The organism is Burkholderia sp. BCC0398, assembly GCF_902833245.1.
Classification (GTDB): domain Bacteria; phylum Pseudomonadota; class Gammaproteobacteria; order Burkholderiales; family Burkholderiaceae; genus Burkholderia; species Burkholderia sola.
Genome location: NZ_CADFEM010000020.1, coordinates 1 through 17,401 on the forward strand (window position 1 = coordinate 1; position 17,401 = coordinate 17,401).

The 17,401-nt window shown below is 68.0% G+C and carries 17 protein-coding genes; 7 read left to right on the plus strand and 10 right to left on the minus strand.

Annotation, left to right across the window (positions count from 1 at the left end; genetic code table 11):
• Window positions 1-261 precede the first annotated feature (261 nt).
• The 7 genes from HWX76_RS32015 to HWX76_RS32045 all read right to left on the minus strand — a co-directional run bounded on the left by HWX76_RS32015 (window position 262) and on the right by HWX76_RS32045 (window position 8,510).
• Complete coding sequence (locus HWX76_RS32015) at window positions 262-681, minus strand: cupin domain-containing protein (protein WP_124630287.1); 420 nt, start codon at window positions 679-681, stop codon at window positions 262-264.
• Between the two features lie 10 nt (window positions 682-691).
• The gene (locus HWX76_RS32020) at window positions 692-1,129 is read right to left on the minus strand and encodes a carboxymuconolactone decarboxylase family protein (protein WP_050010931.1); all 438 of its coding nucleotides are present in this window, start codon (window positions 1,127-1,129) and stop codon (window positions 692-694) included.
• Between the two features lie 95 nt (window positions 1,130-1,224).
• The gene (locus HWX76_RS32025) at window positions 1,225-2,709 is read right to left on the minus strand and encodes a PLP-dependent aminotransferase family protein (protein ID WP_050010932.1); all 1,485 of its coding nucleotides are present in this window, start codon (window positions 2,707-2,709) and stop codon (window positions 1,225-1,227) included.
• 103 nt (window positions 2,710-2,812) lie between these two features.
• The gene (locus HWX76_RS32030; RefSeq protein WP_050010933.1) at window positions 2,813-4,090 is read right to left on the minus strand and encodes an MFS transporter; all 1,278 of its coding nucleotides are present in this window, start codon (window positions 4,088-4,090) and stop codon (window positions 2,813-2,815) included.
• 28 nt (window positions 4,091-4,118) lie between these two features.
• A complete protein-coding gene (locus HWX76_RS32035; RefSeq protein WP_089489319.1) occupies window positions 4,119-6,941 on the minus strand; it encodes a molybdopterin cofactor-binding domain-containing protein in 2,823 nt (940 codons plus the stop codon).
• The gene (locus HWX76_RS32040; RefSeq protein WP_176016871.1) at window positions 6,922-7,776 is read right to left on the minus strand and encodes an FAD binding domain-containing protein; all 855 of its coding nucleotides are present in this window, start codon (window positions 7,774-7,776) and stop codon (window positions 6,922-6,924) included. Before HWX76_RS32040 ends, HWX76_RS32035 begins: the two co-directional genes overlap by 20 nt.
• A gap of 56 nt (window positions 7,777-7,832) precedes the next feature.
• On the minus strand, window positions 7,833-8,510 hold the full coding sequence (locus tag HWX76_RS32045; RefSeq protein ID WP_050010936.1) for a TetR family transcriptional regulator: 678 nt from the start codon (window positions 8,508-8,510) through the stop codon (window positions 7,833-7,835).
• 332 nt (window positions 8,511-8,842) lie between these two features.
• On the opposite strand from HWX76_RS32045, the gene HWX76_RS32050 reads away from it, so the two are divergent.
• The 3 genes from HWX76_RS32050 to HWX76_RS32060 all read left to right on the plus strand — a co-directional run bounded on the left by HWX76_RS32050 (window position 8,843) and on the right by HWX76_RS32060 (window position 11,503).
• Window positions 8,843-10,225 carry an ATP-binding protein gene (locus tag HWX76_RS32050; protein ID WP_050010937.1) on the plus strand — a complete coding sequence of 461 codons (1,383 nt, stop codon included), beginning with the start codon at window positions 8,843-8,845 and terminating at the stop codon, window positions 10,223-10,225.
• A 339-nt stretch (window positions 10,226-10,564) separates the two neighbouring features.
• Window positions 10,565-10,954: a BON domain-containing protein gene (locus tag HWX76_RS32055; RefSeq protein ID WP_050010938.1), complete on the plus strand. Its 390-nt coding sequence runs from the start codon at window positions 10,565-10,567 to the stop codon at window positions 10,952-10,954.
• Window positions 10,955-11,044: 90 nt separating this feature from the next.
• Window positions 11,045-11,503, plus strand: coding sequence for a DUF3331 domain-containing protein (locus HWX76_RS32060; RefSeq protein ID WP_050010939.1), 459 nt, complete (start codon window positions 11,045-11,047; stop codon window positions 11,501-11,503).
• Between the two features lie 23 nt (window positions 11,504-11,526).
• Here HWX76_RS32060 and HWX76_RS32065 read toward each other — a convergent pair whose 3' ends face one another.
• The 3 genes from HWX76_RS32065 to HWX76_RS32075 form a co-directional block, all read right to left on the minus strand.
• Window positions 11,527-11,958, minus strand: coding sequence for a universal stress protein (locus tag HWX76_RS32065; protein ID WP_050010940.1), 432 nt, complete (start codon window positions 11,956-11,958; stop codon window positions 11,527-11,529).
• 185 nt (window positions 11,959-12,143) lie between these two features.
• Window positions 12,144-12,689, minus strand: coding sequence for an RNA polymerase sigma factor (locus HWX76_RS32070; RefSeq protein WP_050010941.1), 546 nt, complete (start codon window positions 12,687-12,689; stop codon window positions 12,144-12,146).
• Between the two features lie 110 nt (window positions 12,690-12,799).
• Complete coding sequence (locus HWX76_RS32075) at window positions 12,800-13,030, minus strand: DUF4148 domain-containing protein (protein WP_050010942.1); 231 nt, start codon at window positions 13,028-13,030, stop codon at window positions 12,800-12,802.
• Between the two features lie 584 nt (window positions 13,031-13,614).
• On the opposite strand from HWX76_RS32075, the gene HWX76_RS32080 reads away from it, so the two are divergent.
• The 4 genes from HWX76_RS32080 (at window position 13,615) to HWX76_RS32095 (ending at window position 17,377) form a co-directional block, all read left to right on the plus strand.
• On the plus strand, window positions 13,615-14,283 hold the full coding sequence (locus HWX76_RS32080) for a response regulator (RefSeq protein WP_050010943.1): 669 nt from the start codon (window positions 13,615-13,617) through the stop codon (window positions 14,281-14,283).
• Between the two features lie 128 nt (window positions 14,284-14,411).
• Window positions 14,412-14,795, plus strand: coding sequence for a response regulator (locus HWX76_RS32085; protein WP_050010944.1), 384 nt, complete (start codon window positions 14,412-14,414; stop codon window positions 14,793-14,795).
• 142 nt (window positions 14,796-14,937) lie between these two features.
• On the plus strand, window positions 14,938-16,014 hold the full coding sequence (locus tag HWX76_RS32090; protein WP_089489321.1) for a HAMP domain-containing sensor histidine kinase: 1,077 nt from the start codon (window positions 14,938-14,940) through the stop codon (window positions 16,012-16,014).
• Between the two features lie 172 nt (window positions 16,015-16,186).
• Window positions 16,187-17,377, plus strand: coding sequence for an MFS transporter (locus HWX76_RS32095; protein ID WP_089489322.1), 1,191 nt, complete (start codon window positions 16,187-16,189; stop codon window positions 17,375-17,377).
• Window positions 17,378-17,401 lie beyond the last annotated feature (24 nt).

Consider the following 17,401-nt stretch of genomic DNA (forward strand, 5'->3'; position numbering starts at 1 on the left):
CCCCCGGATCATGACTGCGACTGGGGGCGAGAATCATGCCGGGCCTGGCTGGCCAAAGCCCCGATTATCGGGACGTGAAGATAGTAACGGGGGCGACGCGACGGCGGGCAGGGCACCCGCGCCGGAATGTAGGAAGCGGCTAACGAGAAAGGGCGGGAAAACAGGCGGAAAACAGCCGGACAGCGAACGCAGGCGGAAAACCGGCGGGCGAGCGCGCGGCACACGGGCGCGGGCCCTGTCGCGCCCGCGCCCGTTCCGGCATCACTGATCGATCGGCGACTTCAGCGGCTGATGCTCGCCCGTCAGCCCGAACACGACGAGTTGCGCGGGCTCGGTCGCGCTCGCGTTGCGCGACACCTGATGGCGCGAGCCGGGCGGTTCGTACCAGCCTTCGCCGGCGCGATAGCGGCGCAGCGGGCCGTCGTTCACCTGCGACAGCACTTCGCCTTTCGACACGACGGCGAACACCGAGCCGAGATGCCGGTGCGGTTCGGACACCTGACCGGGCGCATAGTCGACCGTCGCGACGACAGCGAGCTTGCCGGGCGCTTCGGGCACGGCCTGCTGCATGATCGCGTGCACGGTGTCGTCGGCGTCGTGCGCGTGAGCGGCGGCCGGCAGCGCCGCGGCGAGCACGAGCCCGGCGCACAGCGCGACGCGATGGAGCGGGGAACGGATCATCGTCGGCGCCTTACTCGGGCATCTTGCGGAACGCGATCGCGAAGCGGTTCCACGCGTTGATCGTCGCGATCAGCATCGACAGGTCGAACAGCTCCTCGTCGGTGAAGTGCGGCTTCACGGCTTCCCAGACGGCGTCGGGCACGTGGTTGCTGGCCACCAGCGTCAGCGCCTCGGTCCATTCCAGTGCAGCGCGTTCGCGCTCGGTGAAGAACGGCGTTTCGCGCCACGTGACGACGGTCGCGAGACGGCGGTCGGTTTCGCCGCCCTTGCGCGCGTCGGTCGTGTGCATGTCGACGCAGAACGCGCAGCCGTTGATCTGCGACGCGCGCAGGCGGACGAGTTCGGCGAGCGGCTTCTCGATCGAGCTTTTCGCGAGGAATTCCTCGGCGTTGCGCATCACCTTGATCGCATTCGGGCTGGCGGCATAGAAGTTCAGGCGCGGTTGCATGGCAGGTCCTTTTCGGTTGGGTGCGCCGGAGTGGCGCGACAGGACCCACTTTAAGAGCCGTACTGGCCTGCTTGAATACCCAATTCCACGGAAATTCAGGTAACCAGTGGCGGGCCGCCCGCGATGCCGGCATCGAGCAAGCCGGCCAGCTTCGCGAGCGCCGTGTCGATGCGCAGCGCGTCGATCCCGCCATAGCCGAACAGCAGCCCCGGGCGCACCGGCCCGCCCACGTGAAACGCCGAGATCCCGTACAGGCCGATGTCCTGCGCGCGCGCCGCGCGGACCAGCGCCGCTTCGTCGAGCCCCGGTTTCAGGTGCGCGGCGAGATGGATGCCGGCGGTCGGCACGATCGCGTCGAACCACGGCGCGAGTTCGCCGCGCAGGTGCGCGATCAGCATCTTGCGACGCGCGTCGTAGTGCTTCTGCACGCGCTTCAGGTGCCGCGCGAAATCGCCTTCGAGCATGAAGCGCGCGAGCGCCGCCTGCGTCAGCGTGCACGTGTGCCAGTCGACGATCTGCTTCGCCTTGGCCAGCGCGCCGCGCAGCGCGCGCGGCGGAATCGCGTAGCCGATCCGCAGCTCGGGAAAGATGGTCTTCGAGAACGTGCCGACGTACGCGACGAGGCCCGTGCGGTCGAGGCTCTTCAGCGATTCGACCGGCCGGCCTTCGAAGCGGAATTCGCCGTCGTAGTCGTCCTCGATGATCACCGCGCGGCGGCGCTGCGCCCATTCGAGCAGCGCGACGCGGCGATCGAGCGTCATCGGCATGCCGAGCGGGAACTGATGCGACGGCGTCACGTAGACGAGCCGTGCGTCGTCGGGCAGCCGTTCCGTGACGAGGCCCTGCGCGTCGACCGGCACGCCGATCACCGTCGCGCCGAGCGACGCGAACGCGGCGCGCGCGGGCGGATAGCCGGGATCCTCGACCGCGACGACGTCGCCCGGCCGCACGACGACGCGCGCGAGCAGGTCGAGCGCCTGTTGCGCGCCTTGCGTGACGAGCACGTCGTCCCAGCTGCAGGCGACCGCGCGGCTGAATCCGACGTAGCGCGCGATCGCGCCGCGCAACTGCGGATCGCCGGCCGGGTCGTGGTACTGGCCGGGCCCGCGCGCCTGCTGGCGCAGCGCGTGATGCAGGCAGCGCCGCCAGGCGTCGAACGGGAACAGCGTCTTGTCGGTCACGCCGCCGCGAAAGTCGAAGCCGGGCGCGTCCTGCGGCGCGGGCATCGCGAGCGCGTCGGGCAGGTCGTTCCACAGCGCGCGTGCATCGACCGCGTCGATGCGCGGCATCTCGTCGACGATCGACGGCGCCGACGTCGCCGCGGCATGCGGCACGCGCGCCAAGCCGCGGGCGACGAACGTGCCGTCGCCCGCGCGCGTCGTCAGGTAGCCCTCGGCGACGAGGCGCTCGAACGCGTCGAGCGTCGTCTTGCGCGACACGCCGAGCTGTTTCGCGAGGTCGCGCGTCGACGGCAGCCGCGCGCCGCCTTCGAGCCGCCCGTCGACGATCGCCGTGCGCAGTTGCCGGAAGATTTGCCCCGTCAGGTCGTGACGGCCTTCGATGCGGATCGCGATGTCCATCGCAGTGGTTACCTTGATTCCCGGGATTTCGCGTGGATCAGCATACCGGAAGTCGACCGCGCGGCGGCTGTTCGCGGCTAGCGGCCGCAGCCGCGTCCGGCATTCAAAGCGACGTCGCCTTCGTCTCCGGCAGCAGCAGGACGGCGAGCAGCACCACGCCATAGGCTGCGCCGGAAAAGATCGCGATGGCCAGCGCGAGGCCGAGCGAATGGCTCAGCATCCCGACGAGACTCGGGAACAGCGCGCCGATGCCGCGTCCGAAGTTGTAGGTGAAGCTTTGCGCATTGGCGCGGAAAGTCGACGGATACAGTTCCGTCAGGTACGCGCCGACGCCGCTGAAGATGCCGCATGACGAAAAGCCGAGCGGAAAGCCGAGCCACAGCATCTGTGCATTCGACAGCGGGACGGTCAGGTACGCGCACACCGACACGAGGGAGAGCGCGGAGAACAGCATGAAGTTGCGTCGGCGTCCCCACCAGTCGGAAAGATACGCGCCGACGACATAGCCGCAAAACGACCCGACGATGATCACGAACAGATAGGCGCCCGTATCGAGCACCGACAGGTGTCGCTCGATCTTGAGAAAGGCCGGCAGCCACGTCGACATCGCATAGAAGCCGCCCTGGATGCCGGTGCAGAGCAGCGCGGCCAGCACCGTGCGCCGTGCGTGCGCGCGCGAGAAGATCGCCCACACCGACGGCTGGCCTGCGCCTTGTTTGCGGGCGGCGTCCGCCTGCACGAACACTTCCGGTTCGGGTACGTGCTTGCGTACGTACAGGACGAGCAGGGCGGGCACGATACCCACCCAGAACAGGCTGCGCCAGGCCAGCGACTCGGGAAGGACCGAAAACGCGATGCTGTAGAGAATCGCCGCGCCGCCCCAGCCGATGGCCCAGCCGCTCTGCACGAGGCCGACCGCTTTGCCGCGATGGGCGGGTGCGACGATCTCGCCGATCAGCACGGCGCCGACGGCCCATTCGCCGCCGAAGCCGAGCCCTTGCAGCGCGCGCAGCACGAAGATCTGCTCGAAGTTCTGCGCGAAACCGATTGCCAGCGTGCAGACGGAGAACCACAGGATCGTCCCCTGCAATACCTTGACCCGTCCGTATCGATCCGCGAGGATGCCCGCGATCCAGCCGCCCACGGACGAGAAAATCAGCGTCACGGTGCTCAACAGGCCGGCCTTGCCGCGATCGAGGCCCCACAGGTCGATCAGCGAAGCCAGCACGAAGCTGAACACCATGAAGTCGAACGCATCGGTCGCCCAGCCGGCGAACGCCGCCTTGAACGCGCGCTTGCCCGCGGAATCGAGTTCGGCGTACCACGACGCGCGCGGCACGATTCGCAGCGCGGCTTCGTCGGCATCTCTCGTTGTCGTCATTGTTGTTGTTCGTGAAGTAGGGATGGCGCTATCGAAGTGCGGAAGGGCGTTTGCCGGTCGCGAGTGCGCGCCGCACGACGTCCGGCGTGGCCGGCGCTTCGCGGATGCGTACGCCGGTCGCGTGATGGATCGCGTTCAGGATGGCCGCGGCCGTCGGCACGAGCGCCGGCTCGCCGATGCCTTTCGCGCCGTACGGGCCGACGGCCGTCGGCGCCTCGACGAAGATCGACTGCACGTCGGGCATGTCGTGCACGGTCGGAATCACGTAGTCGTGCAGATTGTTGTATCGGCCGGGGTGGTACTTCTCCATCAGCGCCATGCCGATGCCTTGCGCGACCGCGCCTTCGACCTGTCCTTCGAGCAGCGTCGGATTGACCATCCTGCCGACGTCGTGCGCGGCCACGACCTTGAGTACGCGCACGCGCCCGCTTTCGCGGTCCACCGCGACCTCCGCCATCTGCGCGCCGAACGCGTAGGTTGCATAAGGCGTGCCTTGCCCCGACGCATCGAGCGACGTGGTCGGCGGATCGAAGCGCTCCTCGGCCGCGATCACGTAGCCGTGCGCATCGACGGGCAGCGTCCGCAGATCCACCGGATGGCCGTCGACGGCGATGCCGCGCGCATCGGACGAAATCCGCGCATCGGACGCCGCGCCGGCGAACGCGAGCAGCCGGTGGCGCAGCGCGGAGCCGGCAAGGAAGGCCGCGCGACCGGTGATGAAGGTCTGCCGCGACGCCGACGTGCGGCCGCAATCGGGCGACAGCGCGGTATCCGGGCCGACGAATCGCAGCCGGTCGACCGGTACGCCCAGCGCGTCGGCCGCGATTTGCGGAATGACCGTGTTCGCGCCCTGGCCGGCATCCACCGCACCCTGGTGCAGGACGATCGTGCCGTCGCGCCGGATGCCGAAGCGGACCGTCGACGGATTCGGCAATGCGGTGTTGCCGCAGCCGTAAAAGAACGCCGCGACGCCGACGCCATGACGAATGTGGCCGGGCGCCGCCGCATTCAGCGTCGCGATCCGCGCATGCGCGTCACGCCACGCCGGACGCAGCGCATCGAGGCATGCGACGAGGCCGACGCTGTCGTCGAGCACTTGTCCGGTCGGCAGCGTATCGCCGGGGCGCAACGCATTCAGCGCGCGGAACTCGAGTGGATCGATGCCCGCCGCGAACGCCAGCTCGTCGATCAGCTGTTCCTGCGACATCGTCGTCTGCGGCACGCCGAAGCCGCGGAAAGCGCCGGCCGGCGTGACGTGCGTATGAATCGCGCGCGTGTGCGCCGCGTAGTGCGGAATCACGTACGGGCCGCCCGCATGCACCGGTACGCGATTCGCGACGGCCGTCCCCCAGGACGCGAACGCGCCGGTGTTGTAGTCGCCTTCGAACGTCACCGCGCGCAGCCGCCCATCGGCATCGGCGGCGATGCTGGACGTCATGCGGCCGGGATGGCGCTTGGTCGACGTGGCCATCGATTCCTCGCGCGAGAACGCCATCGCGACGGGCCGGTCGAGATGCCAGGCCGCGATCGCGAGCAGCGGCTGGACCGTCATGTCGAGCTTGCCGCCGAAGCCGCCGCCGACCGCGGTCGCCACGACGCGCACCTGTTCCGGCGCCACGCCGAGAATGCGCGCGAGGTCGGCGCGATGCGGATGCGGCGCCTGCGTCGACGAATGGATTTCGATCACGTTGCCCACGCGTCGCGCCCAGCCGGCTTCCGGCTCGAGGTACGCATGCTCGACGAAACTGGACTGGAACGTTGCGCTGACGACGTGACGGGCATCCTGTATCGCGCGCTCCGGGTCGCCGCGGCGCACCACGCCCTCGATCAGCACGTTGCCGGGGCGATCGGCGTGCAGCTGCGGACTGTCGTCCAGCACGGCGTCGGCGATCGCGAGAACCGGCGTCAGCGGCGCCCACCGCACCGGAAAGCGGTCGAAATCGAGCGCCGCGAGCGCGGCGCGCTCGCCGACCACCAGCGCGACCGCCTCGAGATGGTGGCGTGTCTCGGTATCCGGAAGGACCGGCTGGTCCGCGTACGGCGTCGCGACGCCGTGCAGATTCATGCCCGGCACGTCGGCGTGGGTGAGGACGCGATGCACGCCCGGATGCGCGTCGACGAATGCGGCGAGGTCGCCGAACGCGAAACGTGCGCGGTGATGCGGGCAACGCACCGCGCGCACGAACAGGCTGTCGGCCGGGTAGTCGTCGGCGCCGAATCGCTGGCTGCCGTCGACTTTTTCGGGGCCGTCGAGACGCGTGAGCGGGACGCCGACGGACGGCCCTTCGGCCGGCGCGGGCGTGCGGCACCGTGCGGCGGCGCCGCATCCGACTTCGGTCACCGCGTCGACGATCTTCTGATAGCCGGTGCAGCGACACAGCACGCCGTCGATCGCGGCCCGCGCACCGGCGCGGTCGCTGACTTCGCCGGCGTCGATGGCCGCCGCCGCCGCGGTGAGCATGCCGGGCGTGCAGAAACCGCATTGCACCGCCTGATGGGCGAGAAACGCCTGCTGCAGGCGGCTGCCGCATCGCGTGCCGTCGGCAAGACCTTCGACGGTGACGACACGGCGCCCCGCGATCTGCCCGACCGGGATCAGGCATGCATAGCGTGCGTCGCCGTCGACGATCACCGTGCAACTGCCGCAATCGCCCTGGCGGCAGCCTTCCTTGGTGCCGAACTGGCGCAGGTCCGCACGCAGATGGTCGACGAGGCGCTGCGAGCGGTCCGCCGGCAGGGGGCGCCGCGTGCCGTTGAGGTCGAACCAGTCCGGTTCCGGCGAAATCGCCGGGCCGCCGCCCGCGATCGTTTCGCGAACGTCGGCAAGCGGGTCAGGCTGCGGATGCGCCACGTGCGTTCTCCTCGATGCAGCATGTGAAAGCGCGCGAGATGGCCAGCCGCGCGAGATGAAGGCGATGCAGGGCGGTCGCCCGGCAGTCGTCGGCCGGGGACAGCTCGTCCAGCGGCGACGTTGCAAGCACGTCGGCCAGTTCGTCGCGCCGCCGGCCCGTCAGTGCATTTTCGAGCACCTGCATCCGGCGCGCAACGTCGGAGGCGCCGCCGACGGCAACGGCGGCCGCCTCGATCGTCCCCGCGGCGCACACGCGCAACTGCGCGGCGGCCGACACCACGGCGATCGCCGCGCCGTCGCGATTCGTGCACTTGATGAACGACGTACGCGCGTGCGCGCGGGGTTGCGCAAACCGCAGCGCCACCAGCAATTCGTCGGCGTCCAGCGCGGTCCGGCGGTTGCCCAGCAGGAATTCGGCCAACGGCAAGCGGCGCATGCCGCGCACGCTGGCCAGTTCGACGCTCGCATCGAGCGCCAGCAGCGCGGGGATGCCGTCCGCGACGGCGGACGCATGGCACACGTTCCCGCCGATCGTGCCCTGCACGCGAATCTGCCGGGGGCCGATCGACGCGGCTGCGTCCGTGAGCGCCACGGGCAGCCATGTCGTGCGGGCGATGGCGTCCCACGTGGCGGCCGCACCGATACGGGCGACGCCGTCGTTCAGCTCGATGCCGCGCAGCGCGTCGACGCGGCTGATATCCAGCCATGCCGAGCGCGCCGGCACGAGCCCGATATCGGCAAATGCGTCGGTGGCCCCGCACACGATGCGCGGCCGCGGCTGCGCCGCGAGCGTACCGAGCGCTTCGTCGAGGGTAGTGGCGCGAACGTAGTTCATTTCAAGGTGTCTGCATCGTCATGGTCACGCGGGGCGACATCGGCGCCGGCACACGCTCAATCGCCGATCGGCGGATCCTTGCGAACGACCCGCAGCACGCTGTCGATGACGAACGCTTCCCATCGGCGCACGGCCTCCGGCGCATTCAGTTCCTCGCCGAGGAACGCGGACAACGTGTGGCGGTTCGACGTATAAAAATACGCTGCCGAAATGATCAGCAGGAAAACGTCGCGCGCGTTCAGTTCCGTGCGGAACAATCCTTGTTCGGCGCCGTTTTCGAGAATCCTGGCCACGATCTGCACCGCATGCGACGAATATTCGCCCCGGCGTTCGAGCCTGGCCAAATGCTTGCCCTGGTGCAGGTTCTCGGTGTTGAGCAGCGTGATGAAATCGGGATTGCGCCAATAGTAGTCCAGCTTGAAGCGAATCACGGTCTTGAGCGCTTCCACGGGATTCGACGGATCCGGCGCCATCTTGAGCTCCGCCTCGTCCATGCGCCGATAGATGCCTTCCAGCACCGCGACGAACAGGCCCTCCTTGCTCCCGTAGTAGTAATAGATCATCCGGTCATAGGATTTCGCCAGCCTGGAGATCCGCTCCACGCTGCCGCCTTCGTAGCCGTAGCGCGCGAAGACCTTGGTCGCCGCGCGCAGGATCTTGTCGCGGGTTTCCTGTGCCGCTGCCTCCCGGACACCGGTTCCGCGCACCGTCTTGGCTTTTGTTGCTTGAGTCATACCGCTCCTATGGCGGCCGGCAACCTCGTCCTGCCGCCTGAAAGAAACCTGGAACAGCGGCATTCCTCGAACTTTCGTACAGGGAACGCTACATGAATTCGGGATTCTACGGAACTCTCGACGGGTTCGCAACAAATCATAAATAGGTAATTGATTCAAGGGGTTGTGGGAGTCGTGTCCGACGTATCGGCACGCATGGAGGAGGCGTGAACGCTATCTTCACATTTTTATTTTGAGAAACTGCTGCTACCATTCGTTTGTGGAGTACTCACTACATGAAATGTTGATTTCAGGTTGGCAGAGGCCGATGCCGGCAAGCAGGAGATAGACCCATGAACAACGAACTCGACGATGTCTGCAGCGCGCTCGCTGCGCGGACGCCATGGAAATCGCGCGTCGATCCGGGTGGCGCCGAAGCGGGCCCGGCCTTCGACGAACTCATGCCTCGATCGCTGCTGTCGATCGACGTGCACGTGTTGCACGACGTCTCGCGCGCAATGGCGCACGAGGCTTCGCCCGCGACGCGCGTCGCGACACTGCTCGAGTCGGCGCTGCGGGGGGCGGGGGCAACGTGGGGCGTGATCGCGGTGCTGCGCGACGGCGGCTGGGAGGCAGCCGCCGTCGCGACGGCCGCGAACGGACCGCACACCGAGCGGCGGTCGGTCGACCGGCTGCCCGTGCCGATCATTGCCGCCGCCGTGCACCTGCGCAACGGCCTGGTGCTGCGCGATGCGTGCGCCGCCGACCATTGGCGAACGGACGACTATGTGCGCCGCCGCAAGCCGCGCTCGGTGATCTGCGTGCCGATACGGTGCAATGGTGAACTGATCGGTGCGCTGTATCTCGAGCATGGCGACCTGCCGGGCATGTTTACGCCGGCGAAGGCCGCACTGGTCGAGATCATTGCGCCGCATGCCGGATGCGTGCTGGAGAATCTTCGGCTGCGCGACGAGCTGGACGCGCAGCGCGCACGCGTGGGCAGCGTCGAAGCCGCGATGCGCGAAACCCAGTCCGAAATGGACCGCACCAGTCGGCTGACCGCGTACGGAGAGCTTGCGGCGTCGATCGTGCACGAGGTCGCCCAGCCCGTCACGGCGATCGACACGTCCGCGCGTGCCGGGCTGAAATGGCTCGACCGCGGCGCGCCGAACATCGAAGCCGCCCGCGAGATGCTTGCGCACATCTGTGCGTGCACGGTGCGGGCGCGGACCATCATCGGTGCGCTGCGCGCCAGGGCACGGCGCACGGCGCCCGTGTTCGCCGTGTTCGACCTCGCCGATGCGCTGCGCGAGGCGGCGGAGATACTCGAAAGCACGCTGGACGCGATGAAGGTGAACCTGCGCGTCGACGGATGTGCGTCGGCGATACCGATGCGCGGCGAACGCGTGCCGCTGCAGCAGGCCATCATCAGCCTGCTGATGAACGGCGCGGAATCGATGATTGGTACACCTGAAGGAAAGCGTGTCATCGTGCTGACATGCGAATTGGAGCGGAACCTCGTGCGCATCCGGATCGACGACAACGGCGACGGCTTCGATCCGCAGGTGGCCGCGCGCCTGTTCGAACCGCTGTTCACCACCAAGCCGCACGGAATGGGCATGGGGCTGTCCATCTGCAAGTCCATCGTTGAAGCGCACAACGGGCAGCTGGAACTTGCGCCGCGCGAGCACGGCGGCACGCGGGCCACGGTGACACTGCCGGTTTCTTCGATGTGAGCGGGCACGGGCGCGATGTGTCGGGGCGTGAATCGGTGCGCGACCGGTGCACGTCGCGGGAAGGGGCAGGGGGGAAACGGACCGGCTGCCTATACGAACGTATGCGGCGACTCATGCCGACGCGTCAGGCGGCTAGCTGCAGATGCTATGGAGCACGCCGACGCGTCACCTTATGCTCGCTTCACCGGTACACGATTCACGTTGACGACGGCTCGACCGACCCGTCAGCGAGTCGGAATCGCGACGCGGCGCGGACGTGATGCGTGCGCATCGTGACGACGCAGGTCGCCGGAACACACGTGCTTGTCGATCCGATACCAGACATCCAAGGAACCCATCATGAAACTCCGACACATCGTCGTCACCGGCGGCCTCGCCGTCGCCCTGATCGCCGGCATGAACCTGCGCGCGTTCGCGGACGAACGACCCGATACGGCCGGCGCGGATGCCGCGCTCACGACGACGCCGGCGGCCGGCACGTCGAAGAAGGCGGTCCGTGCGGCCAATCGCACGTTCTCGCGGTCGGTGCAGAAGGCACTGTCCCATACGAAGGGGCTTGAAGGGAAGCCGATCGTCGTGTTCGGCAACGCGTCGACCGGACGCGTGACGCTGACGGGCCAGGTCGAAAGCGAAGACCTCGATCATCTGGCGGTCGAGGCGGCGCGGAAGGTACGCGGCGTCACGGCGGTGAACAGCCGGATCACGCTGCGCTCGGAAGGCGGCGCCTGAGCGACGGCCGGACGCACCGCCGTGGCCGCTTGCGTGCGTCCGCTTTCACACGACCGATACGACCGACACGACCGGATGGGAGAAACGATGATGGCGACCCTGCCTGAAGCGGACATCATGATTCGCACGTTGATCAATGTCCTCGATCCTTCGCTGGAGCAACGCGATGTTTGCCGGCAAGCGCAGCGCACGCGATACAAGTCGCGCCGCTTCGGCCGGCGCCGGTGCGACGACGACGACACGCGCGCACGTGAAGCCCCGCTTGACGCGATCGAGGTGATCGAGTGCCTGTCGTCGTCCATGATCACCGTTTCATGGAGCGACTCGCGTTCGGGACGGTATACCGAGCAGATCTGGTGCCGCAGCCGCGCACGCGAACCGGCGGTCTGCGCGTTGACGGGAAGCGCGATCGCGCGCGGCGATCGCGTGTTCCGTCCGCGCTCGAGCGACGTTTGCCTGCCCGCCAACCGGCAACGCATGATTCTCGCGGCGACCATTCAGTCATGCACCGGCGTATCGGTGCCCGACGCGACCGAGCCGGACGCGTGATGCGCGCGGCGCGAGCGGCGGCCCTACGCGGACGGCACCGTCACGACGATCAGCGCCGCACCGCGAAGGCGCTCGGCGAGATCGAAGTGAACCGGGCGCTCGCGCCACCAGCGCGCGAACCCGCTGCTCGCGCGATGGCCGACGACGATCATGTCCGGACGGGTGGTCAGCGCGTGGGCGGCGACGGCGTCGGCCGCGCGTCCGAATCGCACGAAGCCGCGCGCGTCGATGCCGTCGTCCGCGAGTTTGACGATCGCGCGCTGAAGTGCGTCGCGCGCGAATTCCTCGAGGCGGTGGTGGGCGAGACCGGTGAGCAGTCCGGCCGTCTGCGCGTTCGCGGTCACGGGATCCACGACGGTGACGACGTCGACCGCCGCGGACAGCGCGTGCGACAGCGCCGCACATCGCGCGAGCGCGGCCTGTGCCTCGTCGGTTCCGTCATAGACGAGTAGCATTCTGGAAAGTGCTGACATATTTCGTGTCGAGTAGTAGGTGCCTGGTCGCATCCCCCGCGGCGGATGCGATTGCCTACACTGAACACGCCACGCACGGCGTTTATTCCGTCGCCGTTCGTGCATGGCCGCGACGCGCCGCGAGCGAGGCGGACCCGCGGCGATCGACTTGCCCGCGGCAACGTGCATCAGCCGCCGGCCGCCGAACCCGTGAAGTTGTCCCGCGACGTGCGCGCTGCGCCGCCGCCGAGCGCGATGCGGATTGCCTTGCGCGCACGCGATATCCGGCTCATGACGGTGCCGATCGGGATGTCGAGTGTGTACGCGGCTTCCCTGTAGCTCAGCCCGTCGACGCTGACGAGCAGCAACGCGATGCGCTGCGGTTCGGGCAACCGTTCGACGGCGTCGACGATCTGGCGGACGGCCACGGCGGTCTCCGACGCTGCGCGCGGATCGGCGACCGTTTCCAGCAGCGCGTCGCTGCACTCGAGCAGCAGGCGGTCGCGCCGATTGCGTCGCCGCAACTCGTTGAGCCAGATCGAATGGACGATCGAGAAGACCCAGCTGACCGGCGCCGTATCGGACCGCAGTTGATGAACCCGCTCGAGCGCGCGAATGCATGCGCGCTGCACGAGCTCGTCGGCGTCGTGTCGATTCCCGCTCAGACGCAGCGCGAACGACCGCAGACGCGGCAGCATGTCGGGAAGCATCGTTGAAAATTCGGTTGGCTTCATGGGCGGACGGGCGTGCCCCCTACCTGGGGCGAAATGCAGTGACGGCCCGGGCGCAGGCGAGGACGCCGGCGGTGTCCCGCCCGTGCCGGGCTCGACACGAGGGCTGCCGTTCAATGCCCGGAATAGAGTTTCCTCAGCGCGTCGAGCTCGCCGTTCTGTCGCGCCGCCACGAGCTCCTGGCGGACTTCCGAGCGGGTCTTCGCCATCGGTGCGAGCGGCGCCCACTGGGTGGCGGCCTGCACGTCGGAATGTCCGGCGACCGTGTCGGCCGGGGACGCCGCGTAGGCCGATGCAGTCAGCGCGAGCGCGGCGAATGCGAGCGTGATTTTCGAAGTGTTCATGCGGGGCTCCTGAAGAAGGATGGATCGGAACGTATTCGCGTCACCTGATGGCGTCGGGAGCCTGCATGGGCCCGCGGCGTCGTGTTCGTATCAGGTTCCGCCGTGTGTGTATTGAGCCTCCGGGAGGTATCGCGCATGTGTCCGGCGCGCAGCGTTTTGCAATGTCATGTATCCGCCCCGAAGCCCGATACATTCGGATACCCATGGGTGCGTCGGCGCGTAGCGGCAACCGACGGACGCGGTCGGCGCGGTCGATATGCAGCGTCGTTTCCGCGCGGACGCCGATGCACGACCGGCGGTCATGCGCTGTGACGAGGCCGCGCAAGCCGATGAACTGCCGAGCGCGATGCGCACGCAGTTGCATCGGTGAATTGCGACTGGAATAATTGGCGCGTTCGCGTGTTTTCATTGATGCCGGCAGAGTGGGCGATCGTTGGGGCATCGTCCGCATGCGTCGCGGCAACGTGCCCGGCCGCACCATGCGAACGGGGCATCCCGCTTCGAGCGACGGCCGCACCGCATGCGTCGAGATGCCTTCGCGCCGTCACGCGGCCGTCCCAGCAAATTCACCAGCGAATATTTCAATGCCCGAGATCAGAATGCCGAACGTGGCGACTTCATCCGACGATCGGAGCGGCCGTGTCGTCTACGTCGTCGACGACGACGAATTCGTGCGTGCCGCGCTCGTCAGCCTGTTGCGCTCGATCGATCTGGCGGTATGCGCGTTTGCGTCGACCGAAGCGTTTCTCGCGGCGCCGAAGGGGACGGGGCCGTCTTGCCTCGTGCTCGACGTGCGATTGCGCGGGCAGAGCGGGATCGCGTTCCAGAAGTCGCTGGTCGAGAATGGCGGCCCGCAGATGCCGATCATCTTCATGACCGGGCACGGCGACATCGCGATGACGGTGAAGGCGATGAAGGCCGGCGCGATGGATTTCCTGACGAAGCCGTTTCATGACCAGGAAATGATCGATGCGGTCGTCGCGGCGCTCGACCGCGACGCGCAGCGGCTGGAGGCCAGCCAGTCGCTGCTCGATCTGCGCGAATGCTGGGAATCGCTGACGCCGCGGGAGCGGGAGGTGCTGCAACACGTCGCGACGGGCCTGATGAACAAGCAGGTCGCCGGCAACATGGGCATCGCCGAGATCACGGCCAAGATCCATCGCGGCCAGGCGATGCGAAAGATGAAGTGTCGTTCCGTCGCGGAACTGGTGCGCAAGATGACCGCGCTCGGCATCGAATTGCCGTCGCGGTAGCGATGGCGCCGTCGGGAGCAAGCCGACCCATACGTAGATATGGTGGCGGTTCGGCGGCGTGACGGTATGCTGGCGACTTGTGTAGCAGTATGGGGCGAGCGTGCTCGTTCCCCAGGCCATAAGCGCGGATGTCTCTTTCACTCTCAGTCACCGATCTCGTAGCGATTGTCGACGACGATCCGTTCGTGCGCGCCGCCGTGAGAAGCTTCGTGCGCGCGCTGGGCGGCGACGCGTGCGAGTTCGCGTCGGCGCCGGCATTCCTCGTGTCCGACCGGGTGGCGCGCACGCGCTGCCTGATCTGCGACATCCAGATGCCCGGGATGGACGGCATCGACGTGCTGTCGCGGATCGAAGCCGCCGGCGCGCGCATTCCGACCATATTCGTCACGGCGTTCGCCACCGTCCGCCAGCGCGAGCGCGTGCGCGCGAGCGCCGCGCTGTGTCTCCTCGAAAAACCGATCGACGCGCGGGAACTCGAAGGGTGGCTCGCCCGCGCGCTCCGGCGCGGCTGACCGTCTGGCGGTTTAGGTTGCCGCGGCGGCAACCTAAACCTTCGTAGGGGGTGAATGGCCGCTCGTTTGATGGTGCACGCCCCCGTGCGCGTGTTTTCATCTGTCCTGTACCGTCCGCCGCGACGGCGACAGGAGAACGAAGATGGCGCACATTCCTACCTTATCGTCAGCGACTGTGTTTGAATCGCGGGCCACGCGCAGCTTGCGCGGCGTCGCCCGCGCAGTGTTCCCGCATCCACGCGAATTCGTCGTGTGGTCGGTGCGCCTCCTGCTCGTCGCTGGCGTGCCACTGGTCGCGGCCGGCATATACGACGCACGCGCGACGTTCGCGAACGCATTGCGCGCGGTGGCCAGCGAGGGTCTGCTGATCGCCGCCGTCGTGGCGATCCTGTTCGCGCTGGTCGCGACCGTGCTGTGGTCGTGGCTGCGGATGCTCAGGCTGGATGCGACCGTGCGCGAGCTTGCCGATGCCATCGACAAGCAAGGTATCGAGGCGCTCCCCGATACGTGGGCCGAACGCGGCGCGCTATCGATCTCGACGCTCGCACGCGCGATCAACGGCGCGCACCGCCAGCATGCGGAACGCATGACGGAATTGCTGCACGTGCTGGCCGCCTATGCGCACGACCTGCGCACGCCGCTCACGCGAATGATGCTGCGCAGCGAGATGCTGGATGACGGTGCGCTGCGCGATGCGATCGAGCGCGATCTTGCCGAGATGAGCGAACTGGTCGACGCGAGCCTGGCGTGCGCCCGGCTTCAATGCAGTGTGCCGGAGCCGCCGCGCCGTGTCGACGCGGACGAGATGCTCGGTGTGCTGGTCGACAGCTATCGCGACGCGGGCCTCACCGTCGATCTCGACGGACGGGTCGGGCATCCTCTCGTGACGTTCCCGCACGCGCTGCGCCGCGTGCTTGTCAACCTGATCGACAATGCGTTGCGTTACGGAGGCGACGTCCGCCTGTGTGTATGCGTCGACGCGCGGCACGTGATGCTGACCGTGCTGGATTCGGGGCCGGGTATCGTGCCGACGGAGCTCGAGGCGGTGTTCAAGCCCTGGTACCGCGCGCCGCAGACGGCGGCGCGCGCGCCGGGGTCGGGGCTGGGGCTCGCGATCGCCCGCCGGCTCACGCGGGCGATGCAGGGGGACCTGCAACTGAACAATCGCAGCACCGGCGGCCTCGAGGCGACGGTGATACTGCCGCTCGCGCCTGCATGAACGCATCGCCGCGGGCCGTTCATTTCCTCCGATACATTTCGATACGCGAGCGACATACGCCGGATACATGGCGGGCGCCCAATGGGGAAGGCGGGCGCGGCATTCCGCTGGATGGCGCGGTCAACTGAAGGACCGGCAGGCCGGCCGGAATTTCGAGACGACAGGAGGCACGATGGCCGATCCCCACACGATGTCCGCGCGCGGCGCATCGTTCGTGCTGCTGGGCGCGCTGTTGACGGCATGCGGATACGGCGCGACGTTCCTGTTGTCGATGCATTTTCGTTCGGCGGGCGGAGGCGACGTCGATACCGGCGTCGCGCTGGTCGAAGCGATGGTCGGCGCGTTGATCGGCCTGCCGCTGGTCGCATGGCTGGCCCATTCGATCGGCACAGCCCGTACCGCTGCGCTGGCCGCACTCGTCGTCGGCGCGGGCGTCGTCGGGTTTGCGCTGATCGACCGCACCGGCTCACTGAGCGTCGTGCCCGGACTGCTGGTCGGCGTCGGCTGGGGCGCGTTCTACCTCGCGGCGCCGATGATGCTAGCCGAGCGCACCGCGGATACCGAACGCGAGCGCTGGTTCCTGCGGTTCGGGTCGTTTCAGATGGCGGGCGTCGGCGGCGGCCCGGCCGTCGCGTCGCTCGCGATACGCAACTGGCACTGGACGACGGGGACGGTGTTCTGCACCGTCGGCGGATTGTGCGCGATGGCCGCCGTCATGCTGGAATGCTTCGGCCGGCTGTCGCCGGCGTCGCTGCCCGCCGCGCGGCCGATGCGGCCACGATGGGGCCGCGAGATGGCGGCGATCGCCCGCACGCACGCGATCTATCCGATCGCGATCATCGCGCTCGGCTCGAGCGTCTTCTCGGGGCTGATGACGTTCCAGATGTCGATGGCGCAGGAAACCGGCGTGAAGGCCGGAACGTTCTTCGGGCTGTATTCGGCCACGGTGGTCGTCATCCGCTGGCTGCTCGGCGCGCTCGTGATCCGGATGCGCGTCGATGCGACCACGCAGATCCTGCTCGGCTTCATGATCCTGAGCGTCGCGGTGACGTTCGCCGTGCCGCACCATGCGCTCCTTCATTCGGCCAGCGCCGTGCTGCTCGGCACGGGCTACGGCCTCATCTATCCGATCGTCCAGGCGCAGGCCGTCAACAGCGCCGATGCGCGGCATCGGCACGCGGTGCTCACGTGGTTCGTCGCATCGTACTTCGTCGGCGCGTTCGGATTCCCGGCGCTCGGCAGCCTGGTGCTGGTCACCCTGGGCAGGACGATGCTGCTGACGCTCATCGCCGCATGCGGGCTGGCGGCGCTGCTGCTGTCGGTCGTCGAGCACCGCAAGCGAGTGTCGCTCGCGGCGTTCTGAAATCGGCGCAACCGGCGCGCCGCG

What these genes read in the sequence shown, in the direction of transcription:
- HWX76_RS32015 (WP_124630287.1), bottom strand. Translation starts at nt 681, where the DNA reads ATGATCCGTTCCCCGCTCCATCGCGTCGCGCTGTGCGCCGGGCTCGTG.
- HWX76_RS32090 (WP_089489321.1), top strand. Translation starts at nt 14,938, where the DNA reads ATGGCGCACATTCCTACCTTATCGTCAGCGACTGTGTTTGAATCGCGG.
- HWX76_RS32095 (WP_089489322.1), top strand. Translation starts at nt 16,187, where the DNA reads ATGGCCGATCCCCACACGATGTCCGCGCGCGGCGCATCGTTCGTGCTG.
- HWX76_RS32025 (WP_050010932.1), bottom strand. Translation starts at nt 2,709, where the DNA reads ATGGACATCGCGATCCGCATCGAAGGCCGTCACGACCTGACGGGGCAA.
- HWX76_RS32075 (WP_050010942.1), bottom strand. Translation starts at nt 13,030, where the DNA reads ATGAACACTTCGAAAATCACGCTCGCATTCGCCGCGCTCGCGCTGACT.
- HWX76_RS32065 (WP_050010940.1), bottom strand. Translation starts at nt 11,958, where the DNA reads ATGCTACTCGTCTATGACGGAACCGACGAGGCACAGGCCGCGCTCGCG.
- HWX76_RS32045 (WP_050010936.1), bottom strand. Translation starts at nt 8,510, where the DNA reads ATGACTCAAGCAACAAAAGCCAAGACGGTGCGCGGAACCGGTGTCCGG.
- HWX76_RS32060 (WP_050010939.1), top strand. Translation starts at nt 11,045, where the DNA reads ATGGCGACCCTGCCTGAAGCGGACATCATGATTCGCACGTTGATCAAT.
- HWX76_RS32020 (WP_050010931.1), bottom strand. Translation starts at nt 1,129, where the DNA reads ATGCAACCGCGCCTGAACTTCTATGCCGCCAGCCCGAATGCGATCAAG.
- HWX76_RS32080 (WP_050010943.1), top strand. Translation starts at nt 13,615, where the DNA reads ATGCCCGAGATCAGAATGCCGAACGTGGCGACTTCATCCGACGATCGG.
- HWX76_RS32085 (WP_050010944.1), top strand. Translation starts at nt 14,412, where the DNA reads ATGTCTCTTTCACTCTCAGTCACCGATCTCGTAGCGATTGTCGACGAC.
- HWX76_RS32050 (WP_050010937.1), top strand. Translation starts at nt 8,843, where the DNA reads ATGAACAACGAACTCGACGATGTCTGCAGCGCGCTCGCTGCGCGGACG.
- HWX76_RS32040 (WP_176016871.1), bottom strand. Translation starts at nt 7,776, where the DNA reads ATGAACTACGTTCGCGCCACTACCCTCGACGAAGCGCTCGGTACGCTC.
- HWX76_RS32055 (WP_050010938.1), top strand. Translation starts at nt 10,565, where the DNA reads ATGAAACTCCGACACATCGTCGTCACCGGCGGCCTCGCCGTCGCCCTG.
- HWX76_RS32030 (WP_050010933.1), bottom strand. Translation starts at nt 4,090, where the DNA reads ATGACGACAACGAGAGATGCCGACGAAGCCGCGCTGCGAATCGTGCCG.
- HWX76_RS32070 (WP_050010941.1), bottom strand. Translation starts at nt 12,689, where the DNA reads ATGAAGCCAACCGAATTTTCAACGATGCTTCCCGACATGCTGCCGCGT.